The sequence below is a fragment of the Gelidibacter sp. genome (assembly GCF_053579655.1).
Map to the genome: position 1 here is coordinate 70,347 of NZ_JBMDWE010000018.1, position 16,526 is coordinate 86,872.

17 protein-coding genes are annotated in these 16,526 nt (G+C 38.2%); 3 read left to right on the top strand and 14 right to left on the bottom strand.

Annotated features, from left to right (window positions below):
• Nucleotides 1-160: 160 nt before the first annotated feature.
• The 3 genes from ACOH2D_RS10620 to ACOH2D_RS10630 form a co-directional block, all read right to left on the bottom strand.
• Nucleotides 161-559, bottom strand: a complete 399-nt coding sequence (locus tag ACOH2D_RS10620) for a plastocyanin/azurin family copper-binding protein (protein WP_449535203.1) — start codon at nt 557-559, stop codon at nt 161-163.
• Nucleotides 560-562: 3 nt separating this feature from the next.
• A complete protein-coding gene (locus ACOH2D_RS10625) occupies nt 563-1,105 on the bottom strand; it encodes a DUF4142 domain-containing protein (RefSeq protein ID WP_348036115.1) in 543 nt (180 codons plus the stop codon).
• A gap of 75 nt (nt 1,106-1,180) precedes the next feature.
• Entirely contained in the window at nt 1,181-1,651 is a 471-nt protein-coding gene (locus ACOH2D_RS10630) for a plastocyanin/azurin family copper-binding protein (RefSeq protein ID WP_348036114.1), read from the bottom strand.
• A 1,105-nt stretch (nt 1,652-2,756) separates the two neighbouring features.
• Here ACOH2D_RS10630 and ACOH2D_RS10635 point away from each other — a divergent pair.
• Together ACOH2D_RS10635 and ACOH2D_RS10640 are read left to right on the top strand one after the other, a co-directional pair.
• Nucleotides 2,757-3,521 (top strand): exodeoxyribonuclease III, encoded by a 765-nt coding sequence (locus tag ACOH2D_RS10635; RefSeq protein ID WP_449535204.1) that lies wholly within the window; start codon nt 2,757-2,759, stop codon nt 3,519-3,521.
• A gap of 181 nt (nt 3,522-3,702) precedes the next feature.
• Entirely contained in the window at nt 3,703-4,233 is a 531-nt protein-coding gene (locus ACOH2D_RS10640) for a type ISP restriction/modification enzyme (protein ID WP_348036112.1), read from the top strand.
• Between the two features lie 268 nt (nt 4,234-4,501).
• Here ACOH2D_RS10640 and ACOH2D_RS10645 read toward each other — a convergent pair whose 3' ends face one another.
• The 11 genes from ACOH2D_RS10645 to ACOH2D_RS10695 form a co-directional block, all read right to left on the bottom strand.
• Nucleotides 4,502-4,738, bottom strand: coding sequence for a 2Fe-2S iron-sulfur cluster-binding protein (locus ACOH2D_RS10645; RefSeq protein ID WP_449535205.1), 237 nt, complete (start codon nt 4,736-4,738; stop codon nt 4,502-4,504).
• Nucleotides 4,739-5,054: 316 nt separating this feature from the next.
• Nucleotides 5,055-5,693: a carboxymuconolactone decarboxylase family protein gene (locus ACOH2D_RS10650; protein WP_449535206.1), complete on the bottom strand. Its 639-nt coding sequence runs from the start codon at nt 5,691-5,693 to the stop codon at nt 5,055-5,057.
• 27 nt (nt 5,694-5,720) lie between these two features.
• On the bottom strand, nt 5,721-6,137 hold the full coding sequence (locus tag ACOH2D_RS10655) for an OsmC family protein (protein WP_348036109.1): 417 nt from the start codon (nt 6,135-6,137) through the stop codon (nt 5,721-5,723).
• A gap of 76 nt (nt 6,138-6,213) precedes the next feature.
• Nucleotides 6,214-6,558: a cupin domain-containing protein gene (locus ACOH2D_RS10660; RefSeq protein WP_348036108.1), complete on the bottom strand. Its 345-nt coding sequence runs from the start codon at nt 6,556-6,558 to the stop codon at nt 6,214-6,216.
• A 586-nt stretch (nt 6,559-7,144) separates the two neighbouring features.
• Complete coding sequence (locus ACOH2D_RS10665; protein ID WP_348036107.1) at nt 7,145-7,567, bottom strand: cytochrome C; 423 nt, start codon at nt 7,565-7,567, stop codon at nt 7,145-7,147.
• Between the two features lie 4 nt (nt 7,568-7,571).
• On the bottom strand, nt 7,572-7,841 hold the full coding sequence (locus ACOH2D_RS10670) for a hypothetical protein (protein WP_348036106.1): 270 nt from the start codon (nt 7,839-7,841) through the stop codon (nt 7,572-7,574).
• 3 nt (nt 7,842-7,844) lie between these two features.
• On the bottom strand, nt 7,845-8,849 hold the full coding sequence (locus ACOH2D_RS10675) for a cbb3-type cytochrome c oxidase subunit II (protein ID WP_449535207.1): 1,005 nt from the start codon (nt 8,847-8,849) through the stop codon (nt 7,845-7,847).
• A gap of 13 nt (nt 8,850-8,862) precedes the next feature.
• Nucleotides 8,863-10,668, bottom strand: coding sequence for a cbb3-type cytochrome c oxidase subunit I (locus tag ACOH2D_RS10680; RefSeq protein WP_449535208.1), 1,806 nt, complete (start codon nt 10,666-10,668; stop codon nt 8,863-8,865).
• A 964-nt stretch (nt 10,669-11,632) separates the two neighbouring features.
• Nucleotides 11,633-12,637: an ABC transporter ATP-binding protein gene (locus tag ACOH2D_RS10685; protein WP_449535209.1), complete on the bottom strand. Its 1,005-nt coding sequence runs from the start codon at nt 12,635-12,637 to the stop codon at nt 11,633-11,635.
• 2 nt (nt 12,638-12,639) lie between these two features.
• Nucleotides 12,640-14,304 carry an ABC transporter permease gene (locus tag ACOH2D_RS10690; protein WP_449535212.1) on the bottom strand — a complete coding sequence of 555 codons (1,665 nt, stop codon included), beginning with the start codon at nt 14,302-14,304 and terminating at the stop codon, nt 12,640-12,642.
• A complete protein-coding gene (locus ACOH2D_RS10695; protein WP_348038000.1) occupies nt 14,285-15,340 on the bottom strand; it encodes a Fe(3+) ABC transporter substrate-binding protein in 1,056 nt (351 codons plus the stop codon). Before ACOH2D_RS10695 ends, ACOH2D_RS10690 begins: the two co-directional genes overlap by 20 nt.
• A gap of 498 nt (nt 15,341-15,838) precedes the next feature.
• Here ACOH2D_RS10695 and ACOH2D_RS10700 point away from each other — a divergent pair, with 498 nt between their 5' ends.
• Nucleotides 15,839-16,390 (top strand): peptidoglycan-binding protein LysM, encoded by a 552-nt coding sequence (locus ACOH2D_RS10700; RefSeq protein WP_449535210.1) that lies wholly within the window; start codon nt 15,839-15,841, stop codon nt 16,388-16,390.
• Nucleotides 16,391-16,526: the final 136 nt, after the last annotated feature.

The following is a 16,526-nucleotide window of genomic DNA, read 5'->3' on the forward strand; positions in this document are numbered from 1 at the left end:
CAACGGAACTTATGAAACGGGCCAATGATTTTGGTTTACATCAGTTGCCTCCTTGCTTAACACTTTTCCATTGCTTCAATAAAAAAACGACCCTCCAGATTTTCAGTCTGAAATGGTCGTTTTTGAAAAACATTAGTAAAACATACGTAACCCTTTCTCGTTAGGGGTCAACGATTATCTTTCCTTTCATTGTGGGATGGATACTGCAATAATATTCAAAGGTATTGCTGATGCTCTTTTCCCAGGAACTGCTCAAGGCCAAAGTACCTGAAGTCCATCTGTTTTTAGGAAAATCCGTAATGTTGTGAGGCACGAGATCTTTGTTTATCCATAGGACTGTATCTCCTTTGTGCACGTGCAACTCGGCTGGGTCAAACACCATTCCTTTTATAATCACGATATGCTTGGTATTTGTGACTAGGGTTGGATTAATGGCAGTGAAACTCCTTAATGGCCATAGTGCATCTGTCTTTTGACTTTCAACAAAAGAACGGTTTACAAAAAACAGCAAACCGATTCCACATAACACTAAAACGCTCCACAGCTTACCTGTTGTCATGTCCTACATCTTATGGTTGGCTTGAGCGTTTTTTGCCATATGCAAGTGATGCTCTAATATTGGCAAAACACTCTGCAACAAATCTTTTAACTCTGCATTTTGAGTTTGCGGGATCAGGACATTTTTAACGGTGGAGATCACTGCTTCGTGATAGCTCACTTCATTATCAATATAAGCTTTGTCAAATGCTTTCCCTTCCTTACTGTCTAAAGTCATTTTTGTTTTTTTGGCATCATCCATCAAACTTTTGGAAACGGCATTATCTTTTGGGGTAACACCTAATTTTTTTGCCAATGCCACTGCTTGATTAATAACAGAGGTGTGGTCGTCAATCATGGTTTGTGCAAATTTTCGAATTTCCGCTTCTTTTGATTTTTTTAGAGCGATTTTCCCATAATCCACATCAATCTGATTGGCGGTTACAGCCACCGATGCAATTTCGGCATCGGTAAGCGTGGGAGTGGTTTTATTCTGCGCCATAGTCGGCATTGAAAATAGGGCAGCCACAAATAGTAGCATCATTGTGTTAATTTTAAATGTTTTCATGTTTTTGTTTTTTATTAATTAGTATTACTGAAATATTATGGTCCACTAAAATCTAGATGATTTTTTAAACCTTGCTTATTTTACTGTAAGTATTCCCTTCATACCGGCTCCAAAATGTCCTGGAAACGTACAGATGTACATGTATTTTCCAGGTTTTTTAGGTGCATTAAAAGTTACTTCTACCGTTTTTCCGCCAGCGGCCATACCTGTATGAGCAATAATCTGGTCTTTCAGTTTTGGATCAATATAACCGTTGTCGGCATGTTTCATTCCCGCCTTGTCAAAAGCCTCTGCATCAGTTGATTCCTTCAACAACACGAAATTGTGTGACATCGCAGCCGCAGGAAATTTGCTCTCATTAGATAATTTGACGGTAATTTTTTGCCCAGGTGTGGCTTGGATACTTTCAACTGAAAACTTAAGTTGATCCGTCCCTGTAATTGCAACGACTTTAGCAGTCTGTGCAAGTGCGTTTGCTGAAATAAATAAAAAGAAAATGGTCATCCATGTGAATGCATTTTTTGAATAATTTGTCAACTTTTTCATGATTTAAGTATTTTATAAATTGATTTCCGGATCGACCTCCATAATGACAACTACTTAAAAAGTTTTTTTAGAATTCTAAGCGTAAATTCCTTTTTCGACCAGAAGATAAAGAGATTCCAGTCTTCAGCACAGGATCGCTTTAGAGTATTTGCGACGCGTCTATGCCATAATCTACCACGAAAAGAACTGTCTTGGTAAATTAATCTTGAATAAATCAATAGTAACAAAAGGGGCAGGTTTTGTTTTACGTTACCAGATAAAACCAGTGTATGGTTTATTTGTCTTTAAAAAAGATGTAAATCCAACCTAAAGATAATTAATAGTTTTCAAATCGGAGGAGTTTATCGGATTTAAAATTAAGAATTACATAACATTTAACACAAGTGCAACCTAACGAAATAAAAACATACTTCATTAGAATTCAACACATTAAAAACATAAGAGCATCATCGATAAACTCTCGATGCAATAGTTCGATTTCACCTACAATTCCATACCTGCGTTCCTTGCGCTGAACTTTGCGTTCCTTGCGGCTAACATTATTAAACGCAAAGACACAAAGGTTTTCGCAATGGTCGCAACGGAAATAAAAACTTAAAAATACTTTTAATCTACTTTACAAAAACCATCTCAAATTAAACGACGCATTCCATACTTCAACATCCTGCCCGTACTAAAAAGGTACGTTCGGGCGGGTCGTTATTCAGAATTCGACATTAAAAGCTCTCATGTTCTGAAGATAACGATAAATAATTTCTAAGCGGATTCAATTTCCCGCCTCCGCAAAAGCTTAGAATGGGCTGGCTGCTTCAACTTCAATCTCCTTGCGTTCCTTGCGCATAACTTTGCGTCCATTGCGGTTAGATCAATTAAACGCAAAGACACAAAGGTTTTCGCAAAGGTCGCAACGGAAATAAAAACTTAAAAATACTTTTAATCAACTTCCTAAAAAGCACTATTCCGTAATAAACGACACATTCAATACTTCAACATTCAATACTTCAACATTCGATATTCGATATTTGTTATTCATTATTAAACTTCTTACAACACTTGTTCTTTAATAAGTTCCAATTCAATTATCTTTAGTGTTAAAAATTAAGAGATGCATATTATTTCATGGAATGTCAATGGCATTCGCGCCGTTGTTCAGAAAGATTTTTTCGACACCATTATAAAACTAAATCCCGATGTGCTTTGCCTTCAGGAAACCAAAGCGCAGGTTGATGAAACCGCAAACGCATTAAAACCGTTAGAGGGTTATCACAAGCATTATAATTCCGCAGTACAAAAAGGATATTCCAGCACTGCAGTGTTGAGTAAAACCGAACCGATTTCCTTTACTAACGATATGGGAATTGCCGAGCACGACAATGAAGGAAGGGTGCAATGTACCGAATTTGAGGACTTTTTTCTGGTCAATGTCTATGTTCCAAATTCGGGTCAAAAACTGGAGCGATTGGGCTATCGTCAACAATGGGACGCGGACTTCTTGGCCTATCTCACAAATCTTGAAAAAATCAAACCTGTGATTGCCTGTGGTGACTTTAACGTGGCACACCGTGCCATAGATCTTAAAAATGACAAAGCAAACTACAACAAAACAGCGGGCTATACTCAAATTGAAATAGACGGGATGGATAATTTTCTGAAAGATCAATTTGTCGATTCTTTTAGACTTTTACATCCTGATACAGTTGCCTACACCTATTGGAGTTACCGTTTCAAGGCACGAGAGCGCAATACGGGCTGGAGAATTGATTACTTTTTGATCAGTAAAGTTTTAGTGGATAAAATAAAAGCCGTTACTATTTATTCAGATGTTATGGGGTCGGACCATTGCCCAATTGGACTTGAGATTGATTTGTAATCTAAACTTGACAATAATATTTAGACACTGACCTGACCGTCCGTTTAGGCGGGCTTCACGGAGTTACACGGATAAATTAGTTAGGCTCATTGAGATTTGTGACCTAATTACACGAATCAAAAAACTTGAGGTATTTAAAAAACCTAGTAAATATTCGTGTCTAAAAAACAGATGGCATGAAATGGAAAATGAGAATCAATCAGCGCAGAATACAGTAACTTTTTCAGTTACAAAGGACGCTCTTTACCCAAATTTTAAAATAGGAAATTCTATACCCAAAGATTCTACTGCCGATCAAACCGCTCTAAATACTTCCGAAAGTAGCGCAGGCATCGACCTCGAGGCAATCAAAAAAATTGAAGAAAAACTGAAGCTAACCTTTCTATCTGAAAAAGATGCAGAAAACCATGTCTGCATGGCTAACAACCCCGAAGTGCGTGACGAGTTTAAGGACATTTTTGACATTAAAGATCTGCTGGATTTTAGTTATGCCGTATTACATTCACCCAGCTATCTCGAAAAATACAAGGAGGTATCAAAAATGGATTGCTTTCAAATCCCCTATCCCAATGATTCTTACCATTTCTGGAAATTAGTAAATCTTGGTACAAAATTGAGGGATTTGAATCTGAGGGAAGCGCCTTCAGATGAAACGCATAACCACGAAGCTGTTGAAATTTTAAAAAGAATTGCGGAGATTAAAGTCGAATAGAATTTCTAAAAAACTAAAAAATATAAGACACGAACCTGCCCGACTGCGTCATTCAGGCGGGTTTCACGAATACTCACTAATTTTTAAAAATCCTTTAGATTTTTAATTGGTGTCAATTAGTGAAATTAGTGTCTAAAAAAATACAAGCGAGTTTAAATAGGTTATCCTTAAATCAATATTACGATGAAAACACAAAACAGCACTTCTCTAAAAATCAGGTGTAAATTATTTGCTATCAATTTCATGAATGCAACAGTACGCACGACCATTACGTCCGTGGCATTATTCTGAAAACCAAGTTGTGCAACTCAGCGCTCACTGGTATCTGACATGCTAAGCGACTGTTTACTGTAACAGCCTCGCTTTTTGAAAGCGTCTCTTTTTCATCCGCTTCCATCTTTTCAGAAATACTGCCTTCAAGAATTTGAATGTCACAAGTGCCACACCATGCCCGACCCTTGCAGTCGCCAACATCTTCCATATACTTATCAAAGAGCAGGTCCATTAAATTATGATATTCGTTGAGCTTGAATGCTGCGCTGCATTCTTCATCGAACTCATTGATATAAGTAAAACTGTAACTTTCAGATGCCATAAATTGTATGCTATAAATATTCAGAGTGCCTCAACCGGAATCACTTTAAGGCTGTAAAAACACTTCCGTTTAAGATGTTAAAGTTAAACTAAGTCGTCCAATGAAATCAGGTATTATCCTGAGCATTTTGGTTAAAAAAATCCCAACCTTCAGCACATAAAAAGGGAGTGCTTCAGATTGGGACTAAGTAGGTGTTGTCTTTTTTTCTTTAAATAACAGGTGTTATTTACAACTTATCCATCTCTTCCATCGCAATGGAGGCGTGGGCATAAGCCGCACCGGCACGCATTTCTGCAGCCACCCAAATGGCTTCCATCATTTGTTCTTTACTGGCACCTTTTCGACTTGCTGTTATTGTATGTCCCTTAATGCAATTGGCACATTGAGTCACATGTGAAACTCCCAAAGCGATCAATTGTTTTGTTTTTTCATCCAGTGCTCCTGCCTTAAATACGGTATTACTAAAAGTTCGCCAAGTTTCTACGATATGCGGCGCCAAATCTGCCTTTTTCTTAGCCATTTCTGGGGTAGACGTTGGATATAACTTTTCTTCCATATTACCTTCCATAGCATCAACAGCAATAGCAGCATGCGTATAAGCGCCACTTGCCCGTCCAGCAGCAGCCACCCAAATGGCCTCCATAATCTCCTCCTTGCTAGCGCCTTTACGCATTGCTTGTGGAGTATGAGCTCTTATACAATACGGACATTGAGTTACGTGTGCAACGGCGACCGCAATAAGTTGTTTTGTTTTTTCATCCAAAGCGCCTTCTTGAAATACCGTTTTACTGAAAGTGCGCCAGGCTTCAATTTGTTGAGGAGCTAAATCTGCTTTTTTGCGAGCTAAATCTTGTGCGCTGTTCATATTTACAATTTTATAATGTAATTGAAATTATAAGAGTTGGGCGTCCATGGTAATTTTTAAGCTCAAGGCTTTACTGACTGGACAGTTATCTTTGGCGGCGTTGGCACATTCCATAAATTTATCTTGCGTGATGTTCGGTATTTTTGCTTTGAGCGTCAAATGAGATCCGGTAAGTTCCAGCTTATCGACATCCATATTTACTGCTGAAGACACCTCAAGAGCATCTGGAGTGTAGCCTTCCTTTCCAAGAATCATGCTTAACGCCATCGCAAAACACCCGGCATGAGCTGCTGCGAGCAATTCGTCTGGATTAGTGGCTTTGCCTTCTCCAAATCGAGAATTGAAACAATATTCTGAATTGTTCAAAACCTTACTTTGGGTGGTAATTTTTCCTTCGCCTTCTTTTAATGAGCCGTTCCACACGACATGAGCTGTACGTTTCATAATTTGATGTTTTAGATGTTGTGTTTTATGTTTCAGTTATGGACGAGAAGTTTAGTAGTGAGGTCTGATTTTTGTATCAAGAATTTTTCGCAACATCTTCCACACGTTTAGCACTATCGCCTTTATTTAAACTTAACCGGACGATACTGTCTTTTACAGCAGTCAAATCGTGAGGCACATCACCTTCCAACGACACCAAATCACCTCTATTTAATGTATGAATCTCTCCGTTGACTCCGAAATCAATACAGCCTTCAAAAATTTCGACCACAATAGCGAAAGGCGTTTTATGTTCTTTCATAACTTGGCCTTTCTTAAAAGCGATGCGAATTTCCTTGCCGTTCTCAGTTTCTAATAATACTTGAATGGTTGGACGGGTCTCGTGGTATTCAATGTTGTTGGTTAATGATGCTGTTTTCATGTAGCGTACTATTTTTTATTGTTATTAAAATTATTTATTTTCATTCCCACGAAGGTGGGAATCTTATAGTTTAAGTTCTTTTCAAAATTAAGGGATAAAAGTTTTATACATGTTGGTTTTGCATAACCTGTAATTTTTGAATAAAATTCAATAAAAGCAACCGCTCTTTCCCTAAAATTATAGTGCAAAACTAAACATAATTTTAATTAGGACAAAACTATCCGAATTAAAATTTTGTTATATAAATATCATTTATTGTTTTTAAGCTACCGAAATACGATTATGTGTTTTCCTACATTAACGTTTGCTAAAGAGAATATGGCGTCCCTCTGGGACTCTGATCATTCTTTAATTTTATAATCTATTAATATTTCGCCCCTCTGGGGCTGTGCTTTCCTCAATGACGTTAACCGGATTTGGCTCAAATTCATTGTGAATTTAAGAACCATTTTTTCGCGAAACTTCGTATCTCTTTTGTGCAACTTTGCGTTATAACTTTTTTAAGATACCAAGAACATTCGTATTTCAAAATACAAATCTTTAAGGCTTTACGAGTCCTCCAAGTTGAGAATTTCGTTCTCCCTATCTACACAAAAGATTTATAAAGGTCCATATTCCAATACATAATAAGATAGAATAGACCAAAAGCAATAAATATAATCACTAAAGCCCAAACCCAAGCAGGGACGGCCTTTGGTGTTTCAGAACCTCGAATTACAAAAAAATCGGAGGTTTCACTGCCATAAGCGTTGATGGTAATCGGAATTTGAGCATCAACCGTTTCATTATCTTTTAAGCCCACCACCGCTATTTCAGGTCCGTTGCGCACAATAAATGGTATTTCACGAACGCCTTCGATATTATTTGAGGATTTTGCCACAATTTTCAACGTGTGTTTCCCGTCGGGAATCTTGGTGGTATCCAAGACGATCTTAACCGGTGGCGCAAAGGATGCAAATGGCTGTGGGCTATCATCCAAAAAAACTTTTATGATTCTATTATCTTCCATAATTTTAAAATCCTTCGTTTCTAACAATATTCTTGATATGGTCGGGGTTGTTCTCCTTAGGTCTTATTAAATATTTAAGACTGTAGAAAAGCGTAAAACCAACAATAATAACAGCGCCCCAAATAATAAAATAGTCGAGGTTTCCCGATGGTCCTTGGCCATGGGTAATATTTTCAAATCCTTTCGGTTGATTTTTCTTGCAGAGATCGCAAGCGAAGGTCATATATGGACCCCAAAAAAATAACCACGCCCCTAATAAAGCTCTTTTTTTCATCTCTTATTTATTTAGTTCCATCTCCACATATTGTCGAATTTTAGCCACATCCTCTACAGTCACAGCTGGTGCAGCATTACCCCAGCTACTGCGTTCATGGGTCAGAATAGCTGCAATTTCAGCATCATTAAGTTGGTCGCCAAATGGTGGCATGACGCCATAATCGGGACGCGCATTGTAACCTTGTATGATGATCCTGATCAGTTTTTCTGAATTGGCATCATTTACAATGGCACTTCCAACCAATGACGGAAAAGCACCCACAACACCCTTGCCTGTTTCTTGATGACATGCTGCACACACTTGCGAAAACAGTTTGCCACCATCCAATGCTTGACTGCCACCCTCGGCGCGTTCGGCCTGGATTTTTTTAAGCGCTGGGATAAAAGCATCTACGCCACCTGGTAATTCCGTTTGTTTCAGATATTTTAAATAATCCACCAAGCGCAGGGCATCATTGGACGCAACTATTTTTAGACCCGGTTTATTAAATAATTCCTTCGGAACGGCGACAACCTTATCACCCTTATTTACGGCTGAACTATCCACTTCTCTAAACAACCAAGGATAAGAGGGCATCACAGAGGCTGAAACGACCGCTCTTGGATTGTACAAATGGAGCAAATGCCAATCTTCGCTGGGTTGACGCACTCCAATATTGGTCAAATCCGGCCCGGTACGTTCACTTCCCAAAAGAGAGGGCGATTGTCGCCAAACGTCCATTCGCTGTTTGCTATAAAAATAATCTGAAGGAATGGATGGCCTGCTCCCCCATACTTTGTCCATTTCGATATTACGAACCTGTTGCGTGTGGCAAGCCATACAGTTTTCAGACACATACACATGAAGGCCTACGCGTTCATTGGCGGTCAATGGTTTTTCATCGGGAATGGGCTCCGTTTTTTGCATCTGAAAAGCTGGAAGGATAGCGATAAGAATACTCAAAGCAATAAATACACCACCTGCTGTAAGTACCAAATTTTTATGTTCTTTGTGAAAATTAAGCATGTTATAGGTATTATTAAACGGTTATTTCTTCTACTTTTTTCGATTTCAATGACGGACTCATCTTATCGTATCCTTTTACCATATAATAAAAATTATAGGCAAACACCAAGTGGGAGGTAAACATCAGCGAACCCCCAATGGCACGCCACACCCAATACGGACGCATCAATATGACCGATTCGATAAAGGGATTACTGTCAATCCAACTTAAACCTTTGTAGGTACCACCTGCCATGAGCGACATCATATAGGCAAAAAGTCCTATAAAGGCCAACCAAAAATGAGCACCTACCAATACCTGTGAAGGTTCCCTTCCGGTCAATTTTGGTACAATTGCATAAATGGAAGCCCACAGGAAGAACGCGACAATACCATACATGGTCATATGCGAGTGGGCCACGTTAAAATCAGTAAAGTGCCAGACAAAATTGGTAAATCGAAAAGCCTGCACACTGCCTTGCATGGAACCCACAAAATAGAATACGGTGCCCACCAAGAAAAACGGGAGCACATAACTTTTGGAAATGTGATTCCAACTTCCTTTCATGGTCATTAAAAAGTTAGTAGTCCCAGCCACAACCGGAATGGCCATTCCGGCACTAAACACAATCGCTATAGTTTGCAACCACCATGGCAACGGACTAAAGACAAAGTGATGCGTGCCAATCATGGTATAGAACAACATCTGTGTCCAAAATGCCAAAACTCCTAAGGAATAGGAATAAATAGGTTTATTCAGTGATGAAGGCAGATAGTAGTACACCAAGCCGAGGGTAAAAGTCATAAACCACATCCCAACACCTTGGTGCATATAATAACCTTGTATGACGGTTTCTCCCAAGCCATCTTGATAAAACGGCAAATAGCCAATGATGGCCAATACAATGGTCCAAATTAGAGACGCCAGAATAAACCAGTTCGATATATATATTTCTGAAATTTTACGGGTGGCAACGGTTTTATAGAAATTCCAGAACGTGATAATCAAGCCAATGGCGAAAAGTAACATGACCGGCCAGATGTACTCTCTATATTCTCCACCGCCATTATTGATGCCTGCCATCAAACATATACTACCCAATAGGACGGTTGCATTGATAAGCGCCCATCCTATCCATGCCCAGCTATAATTGTAGATTTTGGTGTTTGAAGTGCGTGCAATGACAAAATACCCCAGGCCAATCATCGCTAAGGATGACCATCCCCAGAACACCATATTGGTATGCACAGGCCGCAAACGACCAAAACTAAACCATTGTTGATGGTCCATTTCGGGCCAAACAAACTTCATTCCTAAATACTGTCCAATCAAGGTGCCTAACACCAACCACAATGTCGCCGCTCCAATATAATAAATGACAATTTTCTTTAACTCTTGAGGTGTTTCGAGACTGAGCGATGTTTTTTTCTTTTCAGCAAAAAATGCATTGCTTGGATTTCTTACCACGCGTTGCAACAAACCTTTTTCATCAATCGCTTCGTTTTCTCCCGATAATTCGTCCCCTTGTAACTTGTATTTTAAAGCTGCTTTTCGCTTTTCTAAGATACTATCGATGCCCGCTTCGTCCAAGGCCACAATCTCATCATCAAATGCGATTTGATTTTTACTGAGCTGCCGACGCTTTAAAGTATCGATATAACCATTTATTTTAATGAATAAAATAATGATCGCGATGATCAGTACAATGGCTATTAAGATGAAAGTCCCAATAATCCCAGGGCTGGTAAGCCAATTATCTGTCGTGATTTTCTCTTGGGCACTTAAAATATTTGGGAGGGCCATTAGAAACAACAAGATTACTATCTTATATTTTCTCATAAAGTTTAATTTATTCCGTTTTAATATTTATTGTTCAAATATTCTTGGCTTCTAAAAATATTCAACCAACATTCCAGTTTTATCGAATAAAAACAGGCTCATTGAGTTGAGAATATTTCCTTTAGTTCATACCAAATGCCCAAAAATCACTCGCATAGTTTACAAGTAAATTGGCAATACGGTAATTAAATTCTAACACACATCCCTTTTAAGCGGAGTAGTCATTGATGGCGAAAACACTAGTAATTAATACAAGCGTATCAATTATTTGAAATGCTTTCGAACCCTTCAGAGGACTCTTGATTGGATGTTAACACACAACTTTCAGTCAGTTGATAAAGTGTTTTCGCAGTAAAAGCAATAAATGAATTGACTTTTTTTTGCAATTTCCTTAAGATTTAAACTTGTTCTTTACTCTGATTTAGGTAAAGAAACACATGCTTTACGGTTCCATTCGCAAGATTTTAAAAAGCATAAACCTGACTTCGTACTACAAATATAAGCTCTGAATCTATATCAGACTAATTTATCCGATATTAAATATAAAAAACAATTGAAAAACCATGCTCAATTTAGAGCACCACTACATTTGCCATGCGGAACCTACTGACATTGTCCGTTTTTCACATAAATACTTGATATTGAAGATCACAAAACAAAAGTATTTAATTAAATTCCTGAAATCAAAAAGAAAATAACAATTACGAATAGCATAAAGATATAAAATAACCGAAATAGAATGAGTAGAAGACGTAAAAAAATCAGACCGAAATTTCAGAAATCGTATTTGAAAATTCAATCGTTAATGAGTTGAACAAAAAATATTCTTTGGCGCTTCAAAGAAATTCGTGGCCTCGAATTCCCATCTAAAACAAAAAAGCCTCCCTAAAAAGAGAAGCTTAATTTTTATCAGATGGATATTACAATGCGTCGTAGAAATCCTCATATTTTGCAGCACAGGTTATTATTCCTGATCAAACTCTAAGATGTCCTTCGAGTTAAATCCAATATGGATGGTATCTGCAATATTTTTATCTTGGGTCATTACAGTTAACTGCTCGCCAGACTCCAGCTTTAATAGTAATTGAACGGAATCTCCCAGTTCAATCTTTTTAATGACCTCAGCGGTTGTGATGTATTCACAGTCAAAATCCTCAGCAGTAGGATTCACTCTAATCTTTTCGTTCCGAATAGCGTGACAACAAGTTTCCTTCAACGGACACTTAAAAGCATTCTGTAAGTTCTTATTGATGCGCACAGTGCTTCCAAATAAGGAAGCGACATATAAGGTATTGGGATTTACATAGAGATTTGCCGCCGCATCTTTTTGAACGACCTTACCATTTTGCAAGATTAAAATTTCATCGGCGACTGAAAGCGCATCCTGCGTATCGTGGGTAACGAACAAGACCGTGACTTTCGTCTTTCTGATAATATCAAATACCTCATTTCGCAATTGCGTCCGCAACATCGCATCAAGGTTACTAAAAGGCTCGTCTAAAATCAATAACGAAGGTTCTGGCGCTAAAGCTCGTGCTAATGCCACCCGTTGCTGCTGTCCTCCCGAAAGTTGGTGTGGATAGCGCGATCCCATATCGTGCAAACCAACCAAATCAAGCATTTCCTGTGCTCTTGCTTTCTTGTTCTTTACTTTTGAAATCCCATATAACACATTATCCAAAACGGTTAAGTGTGGAAAAAGAGCATATTCTTGAAAAACCAATCCGATCTTTCTTTTTTCAGGCTGCACAAATTTCCCTAAGGATGCCATCACTTTTCCACCCATTAAAATAGTGCCATGATCGGGCCTTTCGAGCCCGGCAATTAAGCGCACCAAAGTTGTTTTTCCACTTCCACTCTCTCCTACAATGGCACAAACATGTCCTGCCTTCAAATTGAAAGTCACATCTTCTAAGGCGTAGTTTTTGCCCTTATCAAAACTTTTGGAAAGAGAATCTATTGTTAACATGGTTATCTTTTAATCAATAATTTATTTAAAAATATCACCGGAAGCATGGCGGTAAAGATAATGAAAAGAGACGGGATGGCTGCTTCCATGACCATCTCGTCACTTGCGTATTCGAAGGCTTTCACGGCTAACGTATCAATGTGATAGGGTTTCAAAATGAGGGTTAATGGCAATTCTTTCATCACATCAATAAAAACCAAAATCACGGCACTGAATACGCCTGTTTTAATGAGTGGAAATTCAATCTTAAAAAACGTTTTTAAATTTCCTACACCCAAAACTTTAGATGAATCAGGAATCGAATTATCGACTTTTAATGCTGTGGAATCTATCGGGTTATAGGCTACAGCCAAGAAACGAACGGCATAGGCATAAAATAGCGCAATCAAGGTGCCATTGATGATTAATCCCGAATTAATCCCAAAATTGCTTAATATTTTAATCAGCCATTTGTCTAAGGCTAAGGTTGGAATCATAATCCCAATGGCAATCACAGCCCCTGGAATGGCATATCCTAAAACGCCGATTCTTGCAATATTTTTAACCGAACGCAACGTGCTCCATTTGGAAAAGTAAATCAATAAAAGTGCAAAAAACACGGTAATCACAGCAGAGGTAATCGCGATGCCGAAGCTTTGCAGCGAAATCATGATAAACTCCATATCAAAAACCGTAGACGCCGTTAGTACCGCCCAATAAATCAATTGTGCTACAGGTAAAATAAACCCTAAAAGCACTGGTAGAAATACGACGGAAAAGATGCCCCATTTCATCCACTTCGAAGGCTCTTTACGCTGGATTTGTGTGCTATTGGTTTTTGAAGAGGTAAACTTCACTTTCCGCACTTGCCATTTTTCGAAAAGGATCAAGGCGAAAATAATGACGATTAACAAGGCGGATAAATACACAGCTGTTTCGGGCTCCTCCAATGAAAACCACGATCGGAAGATTCCGGTTGTAAAGGTATTGACCCCGTAATAACTGGCGGCGCCATAATCGTTAAGGACCTCCATCCACACTAAAACCAATCCAGCAACAATAGCAGGGCGCGAAAGGGGTAACATCAGTTTGAAAAAGGTTTTACGTTCACTAACGCCCAACATTTTAGAAGCTTCTAAAAGATTATTGGCCTGATTCAAAAAGAACGCTCTTGCACTGACATAAACATAAGGAAACAAAGAAATACTCAATACAAAGGCCAGTCCCGCGCGATTCATGATATCAATACGTATAAAACCGAGATTCAGCTGTCGAAACAGAAGTTCCAAACTGCCTCCATAATCGAAAATCCCGGCATAAGCATAGCCAACAATATACGAAGGGATCGCCAGTGGAAGGATCAGCAGCCATTCCATTTGTTTACGAAAACGGAAGTCGAAACGCGACACCAACCACGCTGAGGAAATCCCCACTACCAAAACGATGATACTACAAAAAAAGACCAGATATAAGGAGTTCCAAATATATTCTGGCAATAAGAATTTAACGATGTGACTCCATGTTTCCCCAGGACCAGAAAACAACTCTACCCCAATAAACATAATGGGTAAAGCCAAGAAAAAGACGATGGCCAGCGTAAAGACTGACCATCTGTTACTATCTCTTTTGAGTCTTTGGAGCCTCGTTTTTAATGAGAAAGCCTTATTTCTATTTCCAACCTGCTTCATCAAAAATCAAAACTGCTTTTTTATTATGTTCGCCTAATTTGTTTAATCCTAAGTTATCTTCTTTAAAATCTCCCCAATTTTTAATGTCTTGAACTGGCGCTACACTTTCTAAAACAGGATATTCGTAATTAGCATTCGTAAATATGTTCTGTGCATCTTCACTAATTAAATATTCAATGAACAGAATGGCGTTTTCCTTGTTTGGTGCATATTTAGCAACACCTGCACCACTAACATTGATGTGCGTTCCTCTATCGTTCTGATTTGGAAAAAACAAACCTATTTGATTTGCTGCTTTCACTTCCTCAGGATCTGGAGAGTTTAACATCTTTCCGATATAATAGGAATTGACAATCGCTAGATCGCCTTCGCCTGCTACCACCGCTTTTACTTGATCTCTATCGGAGCCTTTTGGAGAACGCGCCATATTTGCAACCATGCCTTCTGCCCATTTTTTGGCTGCTTCCTCGCCATCATTAGCTATAATGGAAGCCATTAAGGATTGATTGTAAATATTAGAAGAGGATCTTACCAATATTTTTCCTTTCCACTTTTTATTAACTAAATCTTCATAAGTGGATAATTCTTCCGGTTTTACTCTGTCTTTAGCATAAGCTATAATCCGCGCTCTTTTGGTTAAGCCAAACCATTGGTTATCGACATCCTGTAAATGTAAAGGCACTGTATTTTCTAAGATTTCAGAATCTATACTTTGTAATAAACCTAGCTCTTTAGCGCGACTTAATCGTCCAGCATCTACAGTAATCAAAACATCAGCAGGCGATTGTTTGCCTTCCATTTTCATTTTCTGAATCAACTCATCTGCACTTGCATTGACCACTTTTACTTTAATGCCAGTTTTCTCTTCAAATTTATTGAAGATTTCTTGGTCTGGCTCATAATGACGGTGGGTATAGACATTAACGACCTGTTCATTGGTCGATTGTTGAACGGCAGAATTATCTTTTTTTTCGTTCTCGTTTTTACACGCAGCTAATAGGGAAAAAGCAGCGAGAGCTATTACTAGGTTCTTCATCTTATTTTTTTCTGAAGGGCAAAGATAACAATTTAGAATCGATACAAATAAGAGAATGCGTCAAAACATCGGATAAATTAAAAATTGAGTATCCTGAGGATGGAATTATAACCGGTAACGCTAAAGAAAAAACCCTATCGCTGACAAGTATTGCAACATATGTAAATTTTGTAGGTATGTACCTTTAAGCATTTCCTTTAAACTGCAGAAAAGAACAAACTGTACTTTCGGGAAAACACCTAAATTAAATACAGGACAAGTAATGTGCTTCATAAGATCCTAAAAGTCTAAAGCAAAATTCTAGTAAAGACCCTCATTATAATAACAGGTTTTAAAGGCTTCTTATTTCCTGTACTTCTGTTCACAATAATCTCTGTAGTGATCTTACTACAACCACTTCCAATTACTACTACAAAACAAACTAAAGCCCTCACATATCTTTGCAGTGTTCAAAAGAACCAAAATAAAAAACCTAACAACCCCTAATAATTAAAAATCATGAAAAAACAAATCATCATCGCAACATTAGCTCTTGGAGCATTCGTAATGGGAACTAACAATGTAAATGCACAAAAAGGAATAAATTCTAATCCAGTTAGCACCACCGTAAAAATCATCTTATCTGATGTGATCTCAATTGATTCTGGAAGCGTTGCATCTGAAGGAATCGTGGATTTCAACTACGTGACTACAACAGATTACAATACGGCTAAAAATGTAACGGTGGAAAACAGCTTGATCGTAACGTCTTCTAAAAACTTTGATGTTAAGGTAAAGGCAGAAGGCGAAAACTTTACAAGCGGAACTGATGTTATTCCAGTAAGCGTACTTCAAGTGAAAGCAGTATCTGGCGGAACAATGGTTGGAACTCTTAATCAAATCACTCTATCGAATGCAGATCAAGTTTTGGTTTCGAACGCAACTTTAGGAGCTAAAAAATCATTGAGCATCGATTACTCCATCTCAGCGGAAAAAGCACAAACTGTACTTTTAGGAAAAGCACCTGGAACTTACACTCAAAAAGTAACATACACTGCAACGGCTCTATAGTCCAAAGCAAAATCACAATGGAAATCCTCAACACAGAAATGTGCTGAGGATTTTTTATTATATATAATTTGAACAAAATATTAATCTCTGTAGTGATCTTACTACAACCACTTCCAATTACTACTACAAAACAAAC

Coding starts and splice junctions, on each gene's coding strand:
- ACOH2D_RS10620 (WP_449535203.1), bottom strand. CDS start 559: ATGACAACAGGTAAGCTGTGGAGCGTTTTAGTGTTATGTGGAATCGGT.
- ACOH2D_RS10625 (WP_348036115.1), bottom strand. CDS start 1,105: ATGAAAACATTTAAAATTAACACAATGATGCTACTATTTGTGGCTGCC.
- ACOH2D_RS10630 (WP_348036114.1), bottom strand. CDS start 1,651: ATGAAAAAGTTGACAAATTATTCAAAAAATGCATTCACATGGATGACC.
- ACOH2D_RS10635 (WP_449535204.1), top strand. CDS start 2,757: ATGCATATTATTTCATGGAATGTCAATGGCATTCGCGCCGTTGTTCAG.
- ACOH2D_RS10640 (WP_348036112.1), top strand. CDS start 3,703: ATGGAAAATGAGAATCAATCAGCGCAGAATACAGTAACTTTTTCAGTT.
- ACOH2D_RS10645 (WP_449535205.1), bottom strand. CDS start 4,738: ATGGACCTGCTCTTTGATAAGTATATGGAAGATGTTGGCGACTGCAAG.
- ACOH2D_RS10650 (WP_449535206.1), bottom strand. CDS start 5,693: ATGAACAGCGCACAAGATTTAGCTCGCAAAAAAGCAGATTTAGCTCCT.
- ACOH2D_RS10655 (WP_348036109.1), bottom strand. CDS start 6,137: ATGAAACGTACAGCTCATGTCGTGTGGAACGGCTCATTAAAAGAAGGC.
- ACOH2D_RS10660 (WP_348036108.1), bottom strand. CDS start 6,558: ATGAAAACAGCATCATTAACCAACAACATTGAATACCACGAGACCCGT.
- ACOH2D_RS10665 (WP_348036107.1), bottom strand. CDS start 7,567: ATGGAAGATAATAGAATCATAAAAGTTTTTTTGGATGATAGCCCACAG.
- ACOH2D_RS10670 (WP_348036106.1), bottom strand. CDS start 7,841: ATGAAAAAAAGAGCTTTATTAGGGGCGTGGTTATTTTTTTGGGGTCCA.
- ACOH2D_RS10675 (WP_449535207.1), bottom strand. CDS start 8,849: ATGCTTAATTTTCACAAAGAACATAAAAATTTGGTACTTACAGCAGGT.
- ACOH2D_RS10680 (WP_449535208.1), bottom strand. CDS start 10,668: ATGAGAAAATATAAGATAGTAATCTTGTTGTTTCTAATGGCCCTCCCA.
- ACOH2D_RS10685 (WP_449535209.1), bottom strand. CDS start 12,637: ATGTTAACAATAGATTCTCTTTCCAAAAGTTTTGATAAGGGCAAAAAC.
- ACOH2D_RS10690 (WP_449535212.1), bottom strand. CDS start 14,304: ATGAAGCAGGTTGGAAATAGAAATAAGGCTTTCTCATTAAAAACGAGG.
- ACOH2D_RS10695 (WP_348038000.1), bottom strand. CDS start 15,340: ATGAAGAACCTAGTAATAGCTCTCGCTGCTTTTTCCCTATTAGCTGCG.
- ACOH2D_RS10700 (WP_449535210.1), top strand. CDS start 15,839: ATGAAAAAACAAATCATCATCGCAACATTAGCTCTTGGAGCATTCGTA.